22 protein-coding genes are annotated in these 18,012 nt (G+C 65.1%); 11 read left to right on the top strand and 11 right to left on the bottom strand.

Going from position 1 to position 18,012, the window contains the following annotated elements; all coding sequences use genetic code 11:
* The 3 genes from ACWEO2_RS11015 to ACWEO2_RS11005 all read right to left on the bottom strand — a co-directional run.
* A partial coding sequence (locus ACWEO2_RS11015) for an AMP-binding protein (protein ID WP_452405122.1) occupies window positions 1-1,300 on the bottom strand: 1,300 nt, incomplete at its 3' end.
* Window positions 1,297-2,205: a hypothetical protein gene (locus tag ACWEO2_RS11010; RefSeq protein ID WP_452405121.1), complete on the bottom strand. Its 909-nt coding sequence runs from the start codon at window positions 2,203-2,205 to the stop codon at window positions 1,297-1,299. The genes ACWEO2_RS11010 and ACWEO2_RS11015, both read right to left, overlap by 4 nt.
* Window position 2,206: 1 nt before the next feature.
* The gene (locus ACWEO2_RS11005; RefSeq protein WP_452405120.1) at window positions 2,207-3,244 is read right to left on the bottom strand and encodes a 3-oxoacyl-ACP synthase III family protein; all 1,038 of its coding nucleotides are present in this window, start codon (window positions 3,242-3,244) and stop codon (window positions 2,207-2,209) included.
* Window positions 3,245-3,701: 457 nt separating this feature from the next.
* Between ACWEO2_RS11005 and ACWEO2_RS11000 the strand changes: the two genes are divergently transcribed.
* From ACWEO2_RS11000 to ACWEO2_RS10990, 3 genes are read left to right on the top strand one after another with little or no spacing between them, the layout of a single operon-like run.
* Window positions 3,702-4,808: a lycopene cyclase family protein gene (locus ACWEO2_RS11000; protein ID WP_452405119.1), complete on the top strand. Its 1,107-nt coding sequence runs from the start codon at window positions 3,702-3,704 to the stop codon at window positions 4,806-4,808.
* Window positions 4,808-5,743: a non-homologous end joining protein Ku gene (gene ku, locus ACWEO2_RS10995; protein ID WP_452405118.1), complete on the top strand. Its 936-nt coding sequence runs from the start codon at window positions 4,808-4,810 to the stop codon at window positions 5,741-5,743. The genes ACWEO2_RS11000 and ku overlap by 1 nt, the downstream gene beginning before the upstream one ends.
* Window positions 5,744-5,778: 35 nt before the next feature.
* On the top strand, window positions 5,779-5,910 hold the full coding sequence (locus ACWEO2_RS10990; RefSeq protein ID WP_452405117.1) for a hypothetical protein: 132 nt from the start codon (window positions 5,779-5,781) through the stop codon (window positions 5,908-5,910).
* Between the two features lie 166 nt (window positions 5,911-6,076).
* Here ACWEO2_RS10990 and ACWEO2_RS10985 read toward each other — a convergent pair whose 3' ends face one another.
* Window positions 6,077-6,454, bottom strand: coding sequence for a nuclear transport factor 2 family protein (locus tag ACWEO2_RS10985; RefSeq protein ID WP_452405116.1), 378 nt, complete (start codon window positions 6,452-6,454; stop codon window positions 6,077-6,079).
* Window positions 6,455-6,541: 87 nt separating this feature from the next.
* Between ACWEO2_RS10985 and ACWEO2_RS10980 the strand changes: the two genes are divergently transcribed.
* Window positions 6,542-7,321 (top strand): helix-turn-helix domain-containing protein, encoded by a 780-nt coding sequence (locus ACWEO2_RS10980; protein ID WP_452405115.1) that lies wholly within the window; start codon window positions 6,542-6,544, stop codon window positions 7,319-7,321.
* 11 nt (window positions 7,322-7,332) lie between these two features.
* On the opposite strand, the gene ACWEO2_RS10975 is transcribed toward ACWEO2_RS10980, so the two are convergent.
* Window positions 7,333-7,953: a hypothetical protein gene (locus ACWEO2_RS10975; protein ID WP_452405114.1), complete on the bottom strand. Its 621-nt coding sequence runs from the start codon at window positions 7,951-7,953 to the stop codon at window positions 7,333-7,335.
* 138 nt (window positions 7,954-8,091) lie between these two features.
* On the opposite strand from ACWEO2_RS10975, the gene ACWEO2_RS10970 reads away from it, so the two are divergent.
* From ACWEO2_RS10970 to ACWEO2_RS10960, 3 genes are all read left to right on the top strand, one after another.
* Window positions 8,092-9,150 carry an isopenicillin N synthase family dioxygenase gene (locus ACWEO2_RS10970; RefSeq protein ID WP_452405113.1) on the top strand — a complete coding sequence of 353 codons (1,059 nt, stop codon included), beginning with the start codon at window positions 8,092-8,094 and terminating at the stop codon, window positions 9,148-9,150.
* Window positions 9,151-9,216: 66 nt separating this feature from the next.
* Window positions 9,217-9,549 carry an ArsR/SmtB family transcription factor gene (locus ACWEO2_RS10965; protein ID WP_354958426.1) on the top strand — a complete coding sequence of 111 codons (333 nt, stop codon included), beginning with the start codon at window positions 9,217-9,219 and terminating at the stop codon, window positions 9,547-9,549.
* A complete protein-coding gene (locus ACWEO2_RS10960; RefSeq protein WP_452405112.1) occupies window positions 9,546-10,073 on the top strand; it encodes an SRPBCC family protein in 528 nt (175 codons plus the stop codon). Before ACWEO2_RS10965 ends, ACWEO2_RS10960 begins: the two co-directional genes overlap by 4 nt.
* A gap of 4 nt (window positions 10,074-10,077) precedes the next feature.
* Here the strand turns inward: ACWEO2_RS10960 and ACWEO2_RS10955 are convergent, their stop codons facing one another.
* Window positions 10,078-10,431 carry a MetQ/NlpA family ABC transporter substrate-binding protein gene (locus ACWEO2_RS10955; RefSeq protein WP_452405111.1) on the bottom strand — a complete coding sequence of 118 codons (354 nt, stop codon included), beginning with the start codon at window positions 10,429-10,431 and terminating at the stop codon, window positions 10,078-10,080.
* Window positions 10,432-10,441: 10 nt separating this feature from the next.
* Entirely contained in the window at window positions 10,442-10,603 is a 162-nt protein-coding gene (locus ACWEO2_RS10950) for a hypothetical protein (RefSeq protein ID WP_452405110.1), read from the bottom strand.
* A 132-nt stretch (window positions 10,604-10,735) separates the two neighbouring features.
* Here ACWEO2_RS10950 and ACWEO2_RS10945 point away from each other — a divergent pair, with 132 nt between their 5' ends.
* Genes ACWEO2_RS10945 through ACWEO2_RS10935 form a run of 3 tightly spaced genes read left to right on the top strand, consistent with a single transcriptional unit; the run spans window position 10,736 to window position 13,334 of the window.
* Window positions 10,736-11,611, top strand: coding sequence for a MetQ/NlpA family ABC transporter substrate-binding protein (locus tag ACWEO2_RS10945; protein ID WP_452405109.1), 876 nt, complete (start codon window positions 10,736-10,738; stop codon window positions 11,609-11,611).
* A 5-nt stretch (window positions 11,612-11,616) separates the two neighbouring features.
* Entirely contained in the window at window positions 11,617-12,618 is a 1,002-nt protein-coding gene (locus ACWEO2_RS10940) for a methionine ABC transporter ATP-binding protein (RefSeq protein WP_452405145.1), read from the top strand.
* A gap of 53 nt (window positions 12,619-12,671) precedes the next feature.
* Window positions 12,672-13,334, top strand: coding sequence for a methionine ABC transporter permease (locus tag ACWEO2_RS10935; RefSeq protein ID WP_452405108.1), 663 nt, complete (start codon window positions 12,672-12,674; stop codon window positions 13,332-13,334).
* 78 nt (window positions 13,335-13,412) lie between these two features.
* Here the strand turns inward: ACWEO2_RS10935 and ACWEO2_RS10930 are convergent, their stop codons facing one another.
* A complete protein-coding gene (locus ACWEO2_RS10930) occupies window positions 13,413-13,850 on the bottom strand; it encodes a DUF4189 domain-containing protein (protein WP_452405107.1) in 438 nt (145 codons plus the stop codon).
* A 412-nt stretch (window positions 13,851-14,262) separates the two neighbouring features.
* Between ACWEO2_RS10930 and ACWEO2_RS10925 the strand changes: the two genes are divergently transcribed.
* Window positions 14,263-15,819: an NERD domain-containing protein gene (locus ACWEO2_RS10925; RefSeq protein ID WP_452405106.1), complete on the top strand. Its 1,557-nt coding sequence runs from the start codon at window positions 14,263-14,265 to the stop codon at window positions 15,817-15,819.
* 72 nt (window positions 15,820-15,891) lie between these two features.
* Here ACWEO2_RS10925 and ACWEO2_RS10920 read toward each other — a convergent pair whose 3' ends face one another.
* The 3 genes from ACWEO2_RS10920 to ACWEO2_RS10910 are packed head-to-tail and all read right to left on the bottom strand — an operon-like array spanning window position 15,892 to window position 18,011.
* On the bottom strand, window positions 15,892-16,263 hold the full coding sequence (locus ACWEO2_RS10920; protein WP_452405105.1) for a metal-sulfur cluster assembly factor: 372 nt from the start codon (window positions 16,261-16,263) through the stop codon (window positions 15,892-15,894).
* Window positions 16,260-16,754: a Fe-S cluster assembly sulfur transfer protein SufU gene (sufU, locus tag ACWEO2_RS10915; RefSeq protein ID WP_354958436.1), complete on the bottom strand. Its 495-nt coding sequence runs from the start codon at window positions 16,752-16,754 to the stop codon at window positions 16,260-16,262. The genes ACWEO2_RS10920 and sufU overlap by 4 nt, the downstream gene beginning before the upstream one ends.
* 3 nt (window positions 16,755-16,757) lie before the next feature.
* On the bottom strand, window positions 16,758-18,011 hold the full coding sequence (locus ACWEO2_RS10910; protein ID WP_452405104.1) for a cysteine desulfurase: 1,254 nt from the start codon (window positions 18,009-18,011) through the stop codon (window positions 16,758-16,760).
* Window position 18,012 lies beyond the last annotated feature (1 nt).

The raw sequence follows: 18,012 nt of genomic DNA, 5'->3' as shown, positions 1-18,012 counted from the left end.
GGGTTCTTGGAGTCTCGGATCCCGACATGTCCTTGTTCGAGGAAGGCAACTTCGACACAGTCAGATCCTCCCTGGCTACGGCTCGACTTGAACCATGTGCACCGGTGGCGACGATTTCGCCGATCCGGCCCTGTGGCAGCACCAGATCGTCGTGCCAGGTCGGGATTTCGTCGTCGGAGATGGCGATGATGCGAACCCGAGTGTCACTGTCCGATTCCGCGATCGGGCGTCCGACACAGGTGCCAGCGCCCGCGGCGGTCTGCTTGCGGGTTTCGTCGAGCTCGGACCATTCGAGGGTGGTCAGCGGCAGCGCCTCGGTCGCGCCATAGGTGGTGAAGACCTGTGCGGTCTCGCCGAGCGCGGCCCGAACGTGGGCCAGTGCGTCCAGATTCGCGGGTGCGCCCATGGAGATCACCCGGACCAGGCTCGGCAGTGCGGTGCCGGTCCGCGTCAGATATTCCCCGAGTGGCCCGAGCAATGCGGGCGATGCCGTGACATCGGTGGCATCGAAAGACCGCACCACATCGGCGAGCAATGCCGGATCCGCCTTCGACACCCGCACCGGATCCACCGGTCCGAGCACCACATGCGCGCCCTGCAGCAGATCGAAGATGCCGAACAGCGGTACCGAGGTCAGCGAGACGAAACCCGTTGGGCGGCCGTGCAATCGCTCGATCACCCGCAGCGAGGCGGCGAATCCGGCTCTGCTGAACTCGACGCCCTTTGCCGGTCCGGTGCTGCCGGTGGTGAAGGCGATCATCAGCAGATCGTCGGGTGCGTTGGCGACCTGTGATGCGACCGCGCCGGGCGTCTGCCGCATGGCGAGCAGCGTATGCCCGCCCCAGTACGAACGTCCCGCGGTCACGTGCACCCGCACCGAACGGAAGGTTCGCCGCGCCGCGAGCCGCACCAGATGTGCCAGCGGGATCCCGATGAACGCCGCCGCGCCGACGCTGCGGAAGCAGTGCAGCATGCGGCGCACACCCATGCCCGGATCCACCACCACGGGCACGGCGCCGACCCGGAACAGCGCGAAGATCACCGCGAACAGATCGGGATCGGGCTTGACCATGACAATGGTCTTGACGCCCTTGGTGATCCCGATCCGTTCGAACGCCGCCGCATACGCCTCGACCCGCGCGCCGAGTTCGGCGAAGGTCAGCACCGCGAATCCGAGATCCGCCGCGCGCCCGGCACGTTCGGGGCGGGTGACCGTCGGATAGCTGATGGCGGGCAGATCGGCGCGCTGCCGGATCTGGTGATCCAGCAGCGCGCTCAGATCGGCAGGCTCCTGGCTCACCCCGCACCACCGGCGGGGACGGTGTAGCTCACGCATCCGGCGATCGGACCGGATCCCGCGGCCACCAAAAGCAATTCGTCACCGGCCGACAGCTCACCGGCTTCCAACAGTTGGTGATAGCCGATGATCAGACCCGAACTGCCCGCGTCCAGGTCGCCGGTCGCGGCCTGATGTATTCGGGCGAAACCGAATTCGCCCGCCAGGGTGGCCGCGAAGTCGGGCACCGGGTTATTGGTGACCAGCACGCGCCGCGCCTCCGGCCGCTCGGCGAGGTAGGAGCGGACCGCGGCAAAGGCCGCGCCGGTGACCAGTTCGGCGTAGTCGTCGGCGACATCGACGGTGATCGAGCGCTGTCCGTCGTTGCCCATCGCCTTCAGATCGAGGTATCCGGCAACACCGGGATGGGTGCCGACCGCGCGCGGCAGCGGCGCCGGGATGTGCACCCGATCGAAACCGGTGCCCTCATCGATACCCTTGGTCACCAGCAGCGCCGCACCGACCGCGGCATAGCGGAAGTCGGCAGGTGCGTGCCCGGCGCCGCCCGGATGGGCGTCACTGGCGACGATCAGCACCCGCTCGACCGTGCCGTTCTGCAGCAGCGCGCCCGCGGCCTGCAGTGCATTGAGCACACCGCAGGACCCGTTGCGCAGATCGAGCGAGAACCCCGCCCGTGCGGAGCCGACCTGGTAGTCCAGGTGCATCCCCAGTTCCTTCTGGATCAACGCCGCATTGGACGGCTCGACGATATTGCTGTCGCGGTAGACGCCCACATTGATCAGCACGTCGATATCGTTGGCCGCCACGCCCGCCTCCGAGAGGCACTCCTCGCCCGCCCGCACCGCGTGATCAATGGAACCGAGGGTCGGGTCGGCGCTGACGGCGGACCTACGAACAATAAACGTCATTTCATCCCACCAATGCACTGATAGTTGCCGACAAGACGCCGAAGACCATTCCGGACGCGGTCGGTACGAAACAGATCTTCGCGCCCTTCGGGATCTCGCCACGGGAAATATAGTCGTGCAGTACCAGGAAATGCGTGCTTGCCCCGGTGTTGCCGTATTTCTCGACGGTCGCCAGGCGCGGCGGCATTTCGGTGCCGTGAATCTTGCTACCGGACTCGGCGAGCTTCTCGGTGAATCCGACACCGAGCTGATGGAACACGATGAAGTCGAACTTCTCGTCGGCAAATGTGGTGCCGCGTTTTGCGAGAATATCGCTGTGGAATTTCGCCCAGGTTTCACGGCGCGGCGCGGCCTGCATGGTGAGATTGTCGGTCAACATGATCATGTTCTCGCTGGCGTCGCTCGGTTTGGCGATGCATAACGGCGAGTACTCGGCGCAGGTGGTCAGATCGACGTAGTGCAGCACATCGTCTTCGTCGACCGCCGGGTCGAGAATGACCGCCACCGCCGCGTCCGCGAGGGTGAGCGCGGCGAACTGCCGATCGCGCACATCGATCGCCTCGGCGAGCGCACCCTCGGTCACCGGCGAGATCACCTCGGGCGTGACCACCATGCCGTTGCGCACGACACCGGCACGAATCATGTTGTCGAGCAGATAGATTCCGGTCATGGTGCCGCCACAGGCATTCGCCACGTCATAGCCGGAGGCATTGACCGCACCGATGCGCCGGGCGATCTCCTGCGCTGCCGACGGTTCGAAGACCATGTGGAAGCCGTCGTGCACGGTAGTGCCGCCACAGATGATGATGTCCAGGTCGGCGGCGTCCAGACCGGATTCGGCCAGTGCGTCCTGCGCGGCCCTGGCACCCAGGGTCAGGGTGTCCTCGACGGTGCGGTCCACCATATAGCGGTGCGTGATGCCGGTAATTCGCTCGACGTCGAAATCGCCGCCGCTCGTCATCCGACCGAGTACTTCGGAGGTGGTGTATTCGCCAGCCGGAAGGGCGGCTCCAAGGGCGCGTAATCGGGAAGAATTCACCGTAGCGGTCCTTTCGACAGAGACAGGCAGCACGAACTACCCATTTGGCGCGACAATGGCCTCGGGCAGGGGTGCAGGAATTCCGTTCCACAGAATTGGGGAACAGCGAGCGACGAAATCCACACTGATTTCGGCAATCACGTCCGGATTGCCCGACCCTGGGCAATCCATCCGACAACGCCGAGCATACGACGCACGACACAAAGTGACCAGTCCGATTGCGGCGCCAAGCTACTCGCGGGTCACATCGGCGCTGGAAAATCCAGATCCAACATGATCGCATTATGAAGAATGTCACCGTCGATATATGTGAACTATCACCACGCAACGGCGCCCGATCCGCCCCGCAGTAGGCTCCGCACGAACGACGAATCGATCCGCGACCGGAAGGAACCGCCCTGCACACCGCCGAACTCGCTGTGCCACACCGGCACCCGCATTCCGACTCGGCCGCGCGATGACCGCCGCCGACATCATCGTCTGCGGCCTCGGCCCCGCCGGTCGCGCGCTCGCGCACCGTTGCCTGACACACGGAATGTCGGTCACCGCCGTCGATCCGCTACCGGATCGCCGCTGGTCAGCAACGTATGCGGGGTGGTACGACGAGTTGCCGCGATGGCTCGATCCGCAGGTCGTCGCCGCCGCCGTCGACCGCCCCGCAGCCTGGGGCACCCGGATACATCGACTCGACCGGACCTATGTCGTCTTCGATTCCGAGCGGCTGCGAGATTCGCTCGATCTCGACGGCGCCCGCCTATCGGCGGATCGTGTTGTCGAAATTCGGCACAACACAGTGACTTTGGCTTCGGGCACAATATATACCGCGAATCGTGTTATCGACGCACGAGGAATTGCCCGCTCGCCTGCGCTAGCCGAGCAAACCGCGTACGGCGTTGTCGTCCAACGGGATACCGAGATCGAGCCGCTGTTCATGGACTGGCGCCGGGACAACGGCGCGGAATCCGGTGCGCCCCCGTCGTTTCTGTATGCGGTGCCGTTGGGTGCGCGGACCATGCTGCTGGAGGAGACCTGCCTCGCCGGACGTCCCGCGCTCGGCACTGCGGTCTTGCGCGACCGGCTGCATCACCGGTTGCGGGGGCGCGGCATCGAACTCGCCGGAACCGAACCGATCGAGCGCGTACGCTTCCCGGTGCAGGGCGGTCGACCGGGGCGGCGCTGGTTCGGCGCGGCGGGCGGCTTCACCCATCCCGCAACGGGTTACAGCGTCACCGCCGCGCTCGCCGCCGCCGACGCCGTCGCGCTCGGAGCCACGGCATGGCCGGTGCAGGCACGCGTGGTACATGCGCTGCGAGCGGCCGGTCTGCGGGCGCTGCTCGCACTGCCGCCCGCAGACATACCGGTCTTCTTCGATGCCTTCTTCACGATGCCGTCGGAATTGCAACGGGCGTATCTGTCGGGACGCACCGACCTCGGCGGCACTGTCGCGGCCATGCGCACCCTCTTCGCCGCCCTGCCGACTCCCCTGCGTCGGCGCGTCGCGACCGCGACACTCGGGATACCGATTCGCTCGCGCATTCGAATGGGTTCGTCCATGATGGAGTGATGGCACGAGCTATCTGGAAGGGCTCGATCGCATTCGGGCTGGTAAACGTCCCTGTCAAGGTGTACACCGCCACCGAGGACCACGATATCCGGTTCCACCAAGTGCATGCCAAGGACGGCGGTCGGATCAAGTACGACCGGGTCTGCACGGTCTGCGGCAAGTCCGTGCAGTATGCCGATATCGACAAGGCCTACGAATCCCCCGAAGGTGACAAGGTTATCCTGACCGACGAGGACTTCGGCAAACTGCCCGCAGCGGAGAAGCACGAGATTCCGGTCCTGCAGTTCGTGCCCTCCGATCAGATCGACCCGATCCTGTTCGAGAAGAGCTACTACCTGGAGCCCGATTCGAATACCCCCAAGGCCTACGTGCTGCTGGCGACCACGCTGGAACGCATCGATCGGACCGCTCTCGTGCACTTCACCCTTCGGCAGAAGACCCGGCTCTCCGCGCTGCGTGTGCGCGACGGCGTGCTGGTGCTGCAGACGCTGCTGTGGCCCGATGAGGTGCGCGCGGTCGACTTCGAATCCCTCGACGGCGTCGCCGAACCGAAGCCGCAGGAGATCAAGATGGCCGAGACGCTCGTCGAGACCATGTCCGACGATTTCGATCCCGACCAGTACACCGACGAATACCAGATCGAGCTCAAGAAGGTGCTCGACGACGCAATAGCCAGCGGTACCGGAAAGATCGTCAGCCAGCCCGAGGCCGTGCCCGCCGAGATCGATGCCGAGGTCGTCGATCTGGTCGCGGCATTGCAGCGCAGCCTGGAGGCCAGCGGGCGGCGGGCCGCGGAAAGCTCCGCGAGCGCGGCCACGAAGCCGAAGGCCAAGGCGGCACCGGCCCAGCAGGCCACCAAGGCAGCTGCGAAGAAGACCGCCGCCAAGCCGGCCAAGAAGGCCGCGAAGAAGACCGCCGCCCGCAAGGGCGCATAACCGGTCACCCGCACACCCCTGGCAAACTGGGCGGCATGGACCCCGCCATAGCGATCGTCCCGATGGGCCTCGGCCATCTGCGCCAGGTGCTGGACGAGGCCCTGCCCGCGATACCGCCGGGGGCCAAACGGGCGCTGATCCGCCACGGCCGACTGGCCGCCCGCTAACCCCTGGTCGTCGCCGAGCGCCTGCGTCCGAGCGCTGAGCGAACGACCGAGCCGGGTCACCTCGGCATCGATCTCCGGCAGCATCGTCGAGGTGGTCTTGCCGCTCTCACGCTCGGCGAACGGCGCCTGCAGTAGCGTGAGCTCCCGCAGCGGGGGCTGGTCCAGATCAGAACATTCCGTGCGGGATCTGATCGTCGTCGGGCACCGGTTGTACGACATCCCAGTGTTCGGTGATCACACCGTCGACCAGTCGCCAGATGTCCACCACCGCGATGCCGCGCGTATCGTCGGGAGCGATCATGTGGTAGTGCACGACGGCGTAATCGTCGTCGGCAATGACTCGCTTGATCTCCAGTCGAGCCTTGGCTACCGGCGAACTCGCGGTGAATTCGATGAAGGCCTCACGGCCGGACGGGTTCCCGGGACTGTGTTCGATGAAGTTCTCGTGCAGCAGGTTTCGCAGCACCTCGATATTGCCACCGGTGAACTCGGCGAGGCTGCGCAGGATGAGTTCCTTATTGCGGATTGCCAGATCGTTCGTCATGCGGGTAACCGTCCCAGCAGGTCGGTAAGCCTGTCGATTACCAGGCATGTAATGGCGCGGCGCGGCATTGCGACGATACTGGTGCGTGTGGACCGGGATCGGCACGTGGGTGTGCTGTTGCGCGAGTGGCGGACGCGACGCAGGATCAGCCAGCTCGAGCTGTCGGTGCAATCCGGAATCTCCACCCGGCATATCAGTTTCGTCGAAACCGGGCGGACCGTGCCGAGTCCGGCGATGATCGAACGATTCGCCGAGCACCTGAATATTCCACTACGGGAACGCAACCAGCTGCTGCTGGCGGCCGGTCACGCGCCGACATATCGGCACCGGACCCTGGACGATCCCGATCTCGCCGAGGCGCGAGCAGCGGTGCAGCGAGTGCTTCGAGCACATGAGCCGTTCCCGGCCTTGACCATCGACAGCCGCTGGAATCTGCTCTTCGCCAACGCGGCGACCGAGGTGTTCTTCGACGAGGTCGATCCCGCGCTGCTCGAACCGCCGATCAATATGATGCGAATCGGGCTGCACCCCAAGGGCTTCGCGTCCCGCGTGCGCAATATCGATCAGGTGCGCGGATTTCTGCTGCCGCGCCTCGCCAGGCAGGCGGCACAAACGGGGGATCCCGAATTGGCCGCGCTACATGGGGAATTGAGCGCGTTCGGACCCGATGACGGTCCCCTGCGGATCGATCCCGCGGATATCGCCCTGCCCATCCACATCCGCCATCGCGGCACCGAACTATCACTGTTCAATACGATCATGCGGTTCGGCGCGGCCTTCGATGTGACGCTCGACGAGATCGCGATCGAGTCCTACTTTCCGGCCGACCCCACCACCGCCGCCTACCTCCACTCGCTCGCCAGGTAGCGGCAGCAGGTTCACCCCTCCGCGGCCCGCGCCTTTCCCTCCGCGAAGAAGGCGAGCAGACTCGCAACCGTGTCGACCTCGTCGCGGGGGCGCAGTGCACCGAAGGGGGCATTCCAAAAATCACCGGCGCGGGGTGTCCACGGGCCGACATAGGCGTAGGGCCCCGGATGTGCGGAATCGCCTGGCGACACACCGTAATTCACTTCGTGCACCGTGCTCGACAGGTCGAAATGCTCCGGCCAGAGCACCGGAATGACATCGGGGGCCGCACAGCGCAACGCCGCATCGCCCAGTGCGAACCAGTCCGCGATCAGCCCCGCCGCCTCCGGATCGACCCGGATCGCATCGCCGGGATCAGTTCCGGTGGTGCCGGCATAGACCCCCTCCGGGGCCTGCGCCTCGAATCCCGCGCTGGCCGCCACCTTGTCGTAGGTTCCCGCCAGCGGCGTGCGCCCCTCCGGCCACACCAGATCGGCGCCGATCACCGATACCGGCCATTGGGCACCGCCGAAGCCGCCGTGGACGACGCGCATGCGGATGGTCCCGAACCGCCGATACTGCGGTCCGGCGATCAACAACTCCCCCGCCGCGTGCAGGGCGAGCCGGGTGTGCCGATACGTCGTGTCGTCCACTCCAGCATCATGGCCCCCACAGGCCGCGTGCGCCATACCCCGCCGGATATACGCCGATGTCAGGGCACGTGCGATGACCAGCAGCACCTGGGCAAGCAGCGCTTATCATCGAGGTGTCGAAGAGGGAGGACACCAGCGATGGAATTCCATGTGCCCGTCATCGATATTTCGCCCTATGTCGATGGCGGTTCCGAGATCGAGCGCCGTGCGGTGGCCCGTGCGATCGACGCGGCCGCGAGCACCGTCGGCTTCATGCAGATCACCGGTCACGCGATCCCGCGGCAGGTGCTCGACGACTTCGCGGCCGCCGTCGACTCGTTCTTCGACCTCGATCCGGCGACGAAACAGGACTATCGCACCCCACCGGAGATCAACCGCGGCTACTCCCCGCCCAAGAGCGAAAGCCTCAGCCTCAGCCTCGGCGTCGAATCCGCGACTCGCATGAACGACTTCTTCGAGGCCTTCAATGTCGGCGTTTCCGCGGCCGCCTACCCGCACATCGAGTTCTCGGCCTACGACTACGCCGAAAACCTCTGGCCGACACAGGTTCCCGGTTTCCGCGCACCGGTCGAGGCGTACTTCGCACACGCCGCCCGCATTGCCAGAACCCTCACCACCGCCTTCGCGGACGCTCTCGAACTGTCGCCCGGCTATTTCACCCGGTTCACCGACCACTCCCTCGACGTCCTGCGGATGAACAACTACGCACTGCCACCGGGCAGCATCGATCTCGACGGCGAGCTCACCGGCATGGGCGAACACACCGATTACGGCATTGTCACCGTCCTGTGGGCGGACCAGGCCCCCGGTCTGCAGATCCTCGGCGCCGACACCCGCTGGCACGATGTGCAACCCGCCGATGACGCCCTCTTGGTCAACCTCGGCGATCTGATGGCGCGCTGGACCAATGAGCGCTGGCTGTCCACCCTGCACCGCGTCATGCCGCCCATCACCAATGGCACCATCCAGCGACGCCGCAGCGCGGCCTTCTTCCACGATGGCAACCCCGACGCCCGCATCGAAACCCTGCCCTCCTGCATCGGTGACGGCAGCAAGTACGAGCCGATCACCGTCGCCGACCACCTGCGCGCGAAGCTCGCGGGTTCTCGTGCGCTGCAAGCGAATACGAATGCGACCCGCGAGGCCGCCCGCGTCCTCGCCGCAACATCCGGCGATGGGTCCCCGGTCGAGCAATAGCGTCGACTTCCGATTTATTAAACCAATCGGTTGACTGTCGGGCATGGCGAGGGCAGACTCAACCATGTGGTTGAGCAGGAAGCCGAGCTGGATACGTTGTTCCATGCGCTGTCCCACCCCACGCGGCGCGCGATGCTGCGGCAACTGGCCGATGGTGAGCACAGTGTCGGCGAGTTGGCCGAGCCGTATGCGATGTCGCTGGCGGGGGCTTCCAAGCATATCCAGGTGCTGGAGCGGGCCGGACTGGTCGAGCGCATGGTGCGCGGGCGGGTTCATATGTGCCGCCTCGACGCGCGGCCGATTCGCGGTGGCGTCGAGTGGATGCGCTTCTACGAGCACTTCTGGACCGAACGACTGGATCGACTCGAAGAAATCCTGCGACAGGAGGACGAATCATGACGATGCGCGAAGACGATTACGGGACGCTGGTGGAACCGGGGACGGTGCGGCTGGAGCGGCTGCTGCCCGGACCGATCGAACGGGTTTGGCGCTACATCACCGATGCCGAATTGCGCCGAACCTGGCTCGCCGCAGGCGATATGGAGTTGCACGAGGGCGGTGCTGTCGAATTGGTATTCCGCAATTCCGAACTCACCGGCGCCGACGATCCGGCACCCGCGCAGTACGCCGGAGAGCACCGCGAGCCCGGCGTGATCCTCGCCTGCGATCCGCCGAAGCTGCTCACCTTCACCTGGTCCGACGGTTCCGAAGTGACCTTCGAGTTGACCAGCGTCGAGGACAAGGTGCGCCTCGAGCTCACCCACCGCAAACTCCCCGACCGCTCCCGAGTACTGAATGTCTCCGGCGGCTGGCACAGCCACCTGGATCTGCTCGCCGCACGGCTGGCGAACCGCACGCCGGAACCGTTCTGGCCCAAGTTCGCACGGCTCGCCACCGAATACGCCGAACGAATTCCGGAGTGAGCGCCTACTTGCGGAACTTGGTCTGCAGTTCGGCCAGCGTGGCCTGTAGCTCCGCCGGATCGTTGGTCTTGAAGATGCCCTGATATCCGGACTCGGCCCGCACCGCCGCCTCGACCTCCGGATCGTGGTAGAGCTGGGCCAGCGCGAGCAGCCTCGGGTTGTCCTTGTCTTCGGCTCTGGCGGCAAAGACATCCTTCAGCACGATCAACCCGGCGGCGGCCAGGTCGAGCAGTGGTCGAACCTGATTGGCCGGATTGTTGCTCAGCGTGATCTGGCCGCCCTTGGGGATCTCGGCCACCGACTTGCGCTTACGCGAGTACAGGGTCAGCGGGAAGATCTCGGTCGCACCGATCGGCACCAGGGTGTCGTTATTGCGGACGTTGTAATTGGCCAGGTAGCGAATGCGGCAGCGAGATATCGTTCACGCCGATGCGCACCACGTCGTCGTGGTGCTCCCGACCACACGCGACCCCGCCAGCGGTCAGGGCAAGAAGCAGGGGCATCACCAGAACACGGCGCAGCAATCGCATTGCAGGCAACCTAGACGCTCGTCCAACTAGTTGCCAGAGTTTCGCTCAGCTCAATCCAAACCGTTGTCCGAGGGCCGGGGACATCGCTTGGATTACCGGGTTCATATTGCGACAAGCATTTCGGGAGCACGAGTGAAATTCCATCGGGTACTGGCGATCCCGGTCCTGGTAGCCACCGCGGCCCTCACCCTGACGGCGTGCGGCAGCGACGACAAGGCTTCCGCCGACACCGTAGTGCGCATCGGCACCACCGATAAGGATCACGCCTGGGACGTCTTCGAGGAGAAGGCGAAAGCGCAGGGCATCACCCTGCGGATCACCAACTTCTCCGACTACAAGCAGCCGAATCTCGCACTGTCGCAAAAGCAGATCGATCTGAATCTGTTCCAGCATCTGCAGTTCCTCGGCGCCTACAATGTCGCCAATAACGACACCCTGACCCCCATCGCCTCGACCTACATCGTGCCGCTAGGGCTCTACTCCAAGAAGCACAAGTCGCTCGCGGACCTGCCGCAGGGCGCCGAGATCGCGATCCCGAACGATCCGACCAATCAGGCGCGGGCGCTGTTCGTATTGCAGGCTGCCGGTTTGCTGAAGCTTTCCGGTGACACCAAGGCGCCGACGCCTGCCGATATCGATAAGGGCACGTCCAAGGTCAAGGTGACCCCGGTCGACGCGGCGCAGACCGCGCTCTCACTCACCTCGGTCGACGGGTCGACCATCAACAACACCTTCCTCGACCGTTCCGGCATCGACCCCAATTCGGCGCTCTACCAGGATGATCCGAAGAATCCGGCGGCCGAACCGTATATCAATGTCGTGGTGTCCAGGGCCGGCGACAAGAACAATGAGCTCTACCAGAAGGTGGCCCAGCTCTGGCACGACCCCGATGTGCAGCAGGCGCATGCCCAGGTCACCAAGAACACCGCGGTCGAGGTAAAGCGCACCGGTCCCGAGCTGGAGCAGATTCTGACCAGGGTGCAGCAGACCATCAAAGACGGCAAGTGAGCCAGATATCGGTTCCCGCGGTCGAATTCCGATCGGTCACCAAGGTTTTCGGCAAGGGCCCGGATAGGCATATCGCGCTGGACGCCATCGACCTGCGCATCGAACAGGGCGAGATCTTCGGTGTGATCGGCTATTCCGGCGCGGGCAAGAGCACCCTGATCCGGCTGATCAATGCGTTGGAGCGGCCGACGACCGGCACCATCGAGGTCTCCGGCACACCCATTACGGGTGTGCGGGAGGCCGAGGTGCGGCGCATCCGCCGGGATATCGGCATGGTGTTCCAGCAGTTCAACCTGTTCCGATCGCGCACGGCCGCGGGGAATATCGAATATCCGCTGAAGGTCGCCGGCTGGAAGCGCGCCGAGCGCAAGGCACGAGTGTCACAGTTGTTGGACTTTGTCGGTCTCGCCGATAAGGCCCGCAGCTATCCCGATCAGCTCTCGGGCGGTCAGAAGCAGCGGGTCGGCATCGCGCGGGCGCTGGCGACCTCACCGTCGCTGCTGCTCGCGGACGAATCGACCTCGGCACTGGATCCGGAGACCACCGGTGAGGTGCTGCGGCTGCTGAAGAAGATCAATCGTGAACTCGGCGTCACCATTGTCGTGATCACACACGAAATGGATGTCATCCGTGCGGTGGCCGATCGGGTCGCGGTGCTCGCCGAGGGGAAGATCGTCGAACTCGCGAGCACCTTCGAGGTTTTCGCGAGCCCGCAGGCGCCGCCGACACAATCGTTCGTGGAGACCGTGCTGCACAATCGGCCCGACGCCGAGCAATTGCGGCGACTCGACGAGCTACACGGCGGCCGGTTGGTCACGGTGGATATCGATGACCAGCGTGGAATCGGCGCGGCACTGGCCACCGCCACGCACGCGGGTGTCGAATTCGAGGTGGTGTACGGCGGGGTGAGCACGTTGCAGGACCGCACCTTCGGCAGTGTGACGCTGGCCCTGCACGGTTCGGATGACGACGTGGACAAGGTGATCGACGCACTCGATCGCCGCTAGCGCCTGCTCGCAGGTCGCTAGAAAACGATCTGCGTCGGCTGAAAGGACTAGCCGTGCATACGGATTGGAACAAACTCCGGCCGGTACTGACCGAGGCCATCGGCACCACCATCTATTTGGTGCTGCTCACCTTTGTGGTCGGCGGATTGATCGGGCTGCTCCTCGGCACCGCCCTGTACACCACCCGCAAGGGCGGACTGCTCGCGAACGCGCCGCTCAACCTGCTGCTGAACGTGCTGGTGAATGTGGTCCGGCCGATCCCGTTCATCATCCTGCTCGCGGCACTCGGTCCGATCACCCTCGAAGTGGTCGGGACGACGATCGGCACGGAGGCCGCGGCCTTCGTCATGATCGTGGCGGCATCCTTCGGCATCGCCCGCATCGTGGAACAGAATCTGGTCACGGTGGATCCGGGCGTTATCGAGGCGGCCCGGGCCGTCGGGGCCGGTCCGCTGCGGATCATTCTGACGCTGTTGATCCCGGAAGCGTTGGGGCCCTTGGTCCTCGGCTATACCTTCGTGGTGATCGCCATTGTCGATATGTCCGCCATGGCGGGCACGGTCGGCGGCGGCGGGCTCGGCGATTTCGCGCTGGTCTACGGATATCAGCGCTTCGACTGGCAGGTGACGCTGGTGGCCACGCTGATCATTATCGTCGGGGTGCAGGGGATTCAGTTCCTCGGCAATTTCGTTGCACGAAAGGTGCTGCGCCGCTGAGTGTTCGGCCTTTGGCCTCGCGAAAACGTGCGCTCTCGACGCGAATCGCGTCGAGAGCGCACTCGGTCGGTCAGGACGTCAGCCCGCGTTCGCGGTGCACTGCGAATCGACAATGCGCGGTCCGCGCGGCGCCGAGCTGCCGAAGTTCAGCAGCGGCGGCGGTGTGGTCGGCCCGGCATTGGCAATCGCCTGCTGTTCGGCCTCGGCCCGGGTCGGTGCCCAGGCCCAGCCCAGGTGGTCATCGCCGTTGCGGGCCACGGCCGCGCACGCATTGGCGAACTGCACGATGACATGGCAGCTGGAAAGGCCGCACTGCTGCACCGCGGCGCGATCCGAATCGGCATAGTTCGAGTAGTTGTACGCCCAGCCGAGGGTCGCATCGCCCCGCGGCGAGGTCGAGATCGCCAGCGAGCCGTAGAGGCTCTCATCCGCCTGTGCGGCACCGGCACCAGCGGCGATGCAGGCACCAGCGGATGCGGCCACCAGACCCATGGCAGCCTTGGACGACAGTGACATGTGATATCTCCCCAGTTCTGAAAGTCGCTTCGGATCGAGATCCGGACCGGTCCGATCCGAATTGTCCAAATCTTTCTAGCACTGCGACCCGACATGACGGGAATCAGCGATCCCACAGCGCCACAGCGCGTCCCGTCTCGGATGCGACCCAGTGGCGCCGCTGCGGGGGCCTTCATTGATCTCGCAGGTGGGCGATGAGCGCGGGGTCACCTTCCCGCACGCCGCCGTGCTCACCCCATGGCGGGATCGGTATGCTGGCCGCCGTGACACTCCCATCTGCCGACGCACCGATGTAGTCACACCTTTTGTCGCCAAAACCCTGCTCTTTGTATGCCTTTCGCATTCTCACAGGGTGTCTGCGATGAATACCGTTGTGGAGTCGACTGGGCGGGCGAGACGGAAGAGTGACTCGATGCTGGTTGTCTATGAAGGGTCGGCGCAACGATCCGAACAGTGTGTGCTCGATTGGCTACGGACTTGGCACGGCCAATATGTCATTGTGGGGCTTGCTGTTTCGGGGTATCCCATCCCCGACAGCGACCCAGGTGGTGCGACGCAGCAGATGGACCTGGTGGTCATTACTCCGCGCGCTGTGGTCGTGATCGAGGTGCAGGAGATCGCTGCCGAGGCGACCGGCGGGGTGCTGTCGATGGGGGCCGACGGGCGCTGGCAGCTTTCCGGAATCGATGGGGAGCCGGTTCCCCTCCGCGACAGTGACCCATTCGGCAAGGTGGCGAGCAATGCGAACCTCCTGAGCCAGATGGTGCGCAGGCGACAACCGGACGCACACGTGGACAGGCTGATCGTGGTCGTGCCGCCCCGAGAAGCGACCATCACACTGGACACCGAATCGCGAAAGCCCGGCGGTACCGTGGTCCTCGACTCGTCGGCGGGGTTGCGGGCCTGGTTCCTTCGAACGGCGAACCGGAAGCTGATCTGGACCGCGGAGCAGGCCCACGCACTGCTCGGCGAGCTCAGCCTTGCACATGTGGTCACGATCGAAGAGCTTGTGGCCGAGGGATTTCCGTCGCAAACCAGGCGACCTGCGCGCCCCGCATCGAAGGTGCTGGTGCAAGCGCATGCGTCGGCCGCGCTCCGCGCCATCGAACTTCCCGACGACGGTCGCCGGTCGTCGGAGCTGTCACATTCCAGTACTCCACACCCGCCATGGCTCCCGACCGACATCGACGAGGAGCCGTTGACAGGCGTGGCACACTCGCGGTTCGACGTCGGTGCCGCTACGGGGGCGCATACCCAGGTATCCGCGGCGCCGCCGGAGCCGCAGCCGATGGACCGTCCGGATGCGCTACGGCCGCAGTCGACTCGGTCGGCTCTGCAGTTGTCGTCGGATTTCACTGGCCAATGGTCGTCGTGGATCGAGCCCGATAGGTCGTCGGAAGAGCTTCCGTTCCGCCGTGACCTCGACCGTCGAAGTCGATCGATGGAAACGCGGCAGCTTTGGACCGAGGAGGCGGCGGAGTCTCTGTCGGAGATTCAGCCGCAGACATTGGCGACAGCACCGGCCCAGCCTTCGGCAATGGTTGGGGCGCAGCCTATTTCGCAGGAAGAGCCACTGCCTTCATCGACGGTTGCATTGGAACCGCCGCCGACGAGGGCCGAGCCGCAACCTATGCCCTTGGTGTGGCCGGACAGCACACCCGCCGCCGAACCAACGCACCGGGTTTCGGCTCCTCGGCTGGCTTCCGCGGTGCGTATCGGTGTTGCCACTGTGTGCGCCAAAGGGATGAAGCTCATCTCGGGCCTGCCGCAACTGCTCGCGACGGTGGTGGTGGTCGGGGCAATAGTCGGCACGACCTGGTTGCTTATTTCCGAAGGTATGGACCCGACCCCTACCACCGTCGTCGAGCAACGCCCGGGATCGAGCACCGAGCCGACTGGGCCGCCGGAACCCGCACCCCCATCCGCGCCACCTGCGGCAACGTGCTTCCCATTCCAACAGCAGTGCTGACCCGCGCGCTGGTCTCAGGGCCGTCTCGTCACGGTCCGCGCCGCGGGTTCGGCGCGGCAGCGTATTCGCGGTCTAGACCGTGAAACCCAAGGCGCGCAGTTGTTCGCGGCCGTCTTCGGTGATCTTGTCCGGGCCCCACGGGGGCATCCAGACCCAGTTGATCTTGAGGTCTTCGGCCAGTCCGGAGCGCACGAGGGCATTGCGGGACTGATCCTCGATGACATCGGTCAGCGGGCAGGCCGCCGAAGTGAGGGTCATGTCGAGGGTGACGATATTGTCCTGGTCGACACTCATACCGTAGACCAGTCCGAGGTCGACGACATTGATGCCGAGTTCGGGGTCGACGACGTCGCGCATCGCCTCCTCGATATCCTCGAGCTGCTGGATGGCCTCGGCCGAAAGTTCGATCTGCTCGGTCGTTTCGGTCACTGGTGTCTCACTCATGCCGGCTTTCCATTCGTGGAGATATCGCTGCCCATAGTCCGCTTGGCCTCTTCGGCGGAGGTTATCCGAATCACCGCATCCTTGAACGCCAGCCAACCCAGCAGCGCGCACTTGACCCGCGCCGGATACTTCGACACTCCACCGAGCGCGATGCCGTCGCCGATCATGTCCTCATCGCCCTCGACGGTGCCGCGGCTGGAGATCATCGCGTTGTAGGAGTCGACGACCTTCAGCGCCTGCTGCACCGGCAGTCCAATGACCTGGTCGGTGAGGATCGAGGTGGCGGCCTGACTGATCGAGCAGCCCTGGCCGTCGTAGGACACATCGGCGACATCGCCGTTGTCGTCGAGCTGGACGCGCAAGGTCACCTCGTCACCACAGGTCGGGTTGACGTGGTGCACCTCGGCCCCGAACGGCTCCCGCAGCCCGCGGTGATGCGGGTGCTTGTAGTGATCCAGGATCACTTCCTGGTACATCTGCTCCATGCGCATGTCTTATGCAACTCCGAAGAAGCTCTGGGCCTTCCGCACGGCGGCTACCAGCTGGTCCACCTCGTCCAGGGTGTTGTAAACCGCGAACGACGCACGGGCCGTCGCCGGCACGCCGAGGCGGCGCATCAGCGGCCACGCGCAGTGGTGGCCCACGCGCACCGCGACGCCCTCGTCGTCCAGGATCTGCCCGACGTCATGGGCGTGAATGCCCTCGACCACGAACGAGACCGCGCCGCCGCGGTCGATATTCTCGACCGGGCCGATGATCCGCACGCCCGCGATCGCAGCGAGTCCGTCCAGCGCCGCACCGGTGAGCGCATGTTCGTGTGCCGCAACGGCTTCCATGCCGATCGCTTCGAGATACCGCACGGCCGCGCCCAATCCGACCACCTGCGAGGTCATCGGCACACCGGCCTCGAAACGCTGCGGTGGCGGCGCGTAGGTGGTGCCCTCCATGGTGACGGTCTCGATCATCGAACCGCCGGTGATGAACGGCGGAGTCTCCGCGAGCAGCGCCCGCCGCCCGTAGAGCACGCCGACACCGGACGGTCCGAGCATCTTGTGCCCGGAGAACGCGGCGAAGTCGACACCGAGTTCACGGAAGTTCACCGGCATATGCGGCACCGACTGGCAGGCGTCGAGCACCGTCAGCGCACCGACTTCCTTTGCCCGGCGGACCATTTCGGCGACATCGGTGACCGCGCCGGTCACATTCGACTGGTGCGTGAACGCGACAACCTTGGTGGCGGGCGACAATTCGAGCGAATCGAGATCGATGCGGCCATCATCGGTGATGCCGTACCACTTCAGGGTCGCACCGGTACGGCGCGCGAGTTCCTGCCACGGCACGAGATTCGCGTGATGTTCGAGCTCGGTGATGACGATCTCGTCGCCCGGACCCACGTGGTACGGGAAGCGGTTGTCGGAGAACGCGTAGGTCACCAGATTCAGCGATTCGGTCGCATTCTTGGTGAACACGATCTCATCGGCGTCCACACCGACGAACCGGGCGATATCGGCCCGCGCGCCCTCATAGGCGTCGGTGGCCTCCTCGGCCAGTTGGTGCGCACCGCGGTGCACGGCCGAATTGCGCTCGACGAGGAATTCGCGTTCGGCGTCGAGCACGGCGAGGGGACGCTGCGAGGTCGCGCCGGAGTCCAGGTACACCAACGGTTTCCCGTCCCGAACCGTGCGGCTCAGGATCGGGAAGTCGGCCCGGATCCGGGCGACGTCGAGGGTACGGACCGTGGCGGTCATA

This window comes from Nocardia sp. NPDC004278 (genome assembly GCF_053602975.1).
Note: the sequence above shows the minus strand (reverse complement) of the source record. Positions and strands in the feature narration are given on the sequence as shown.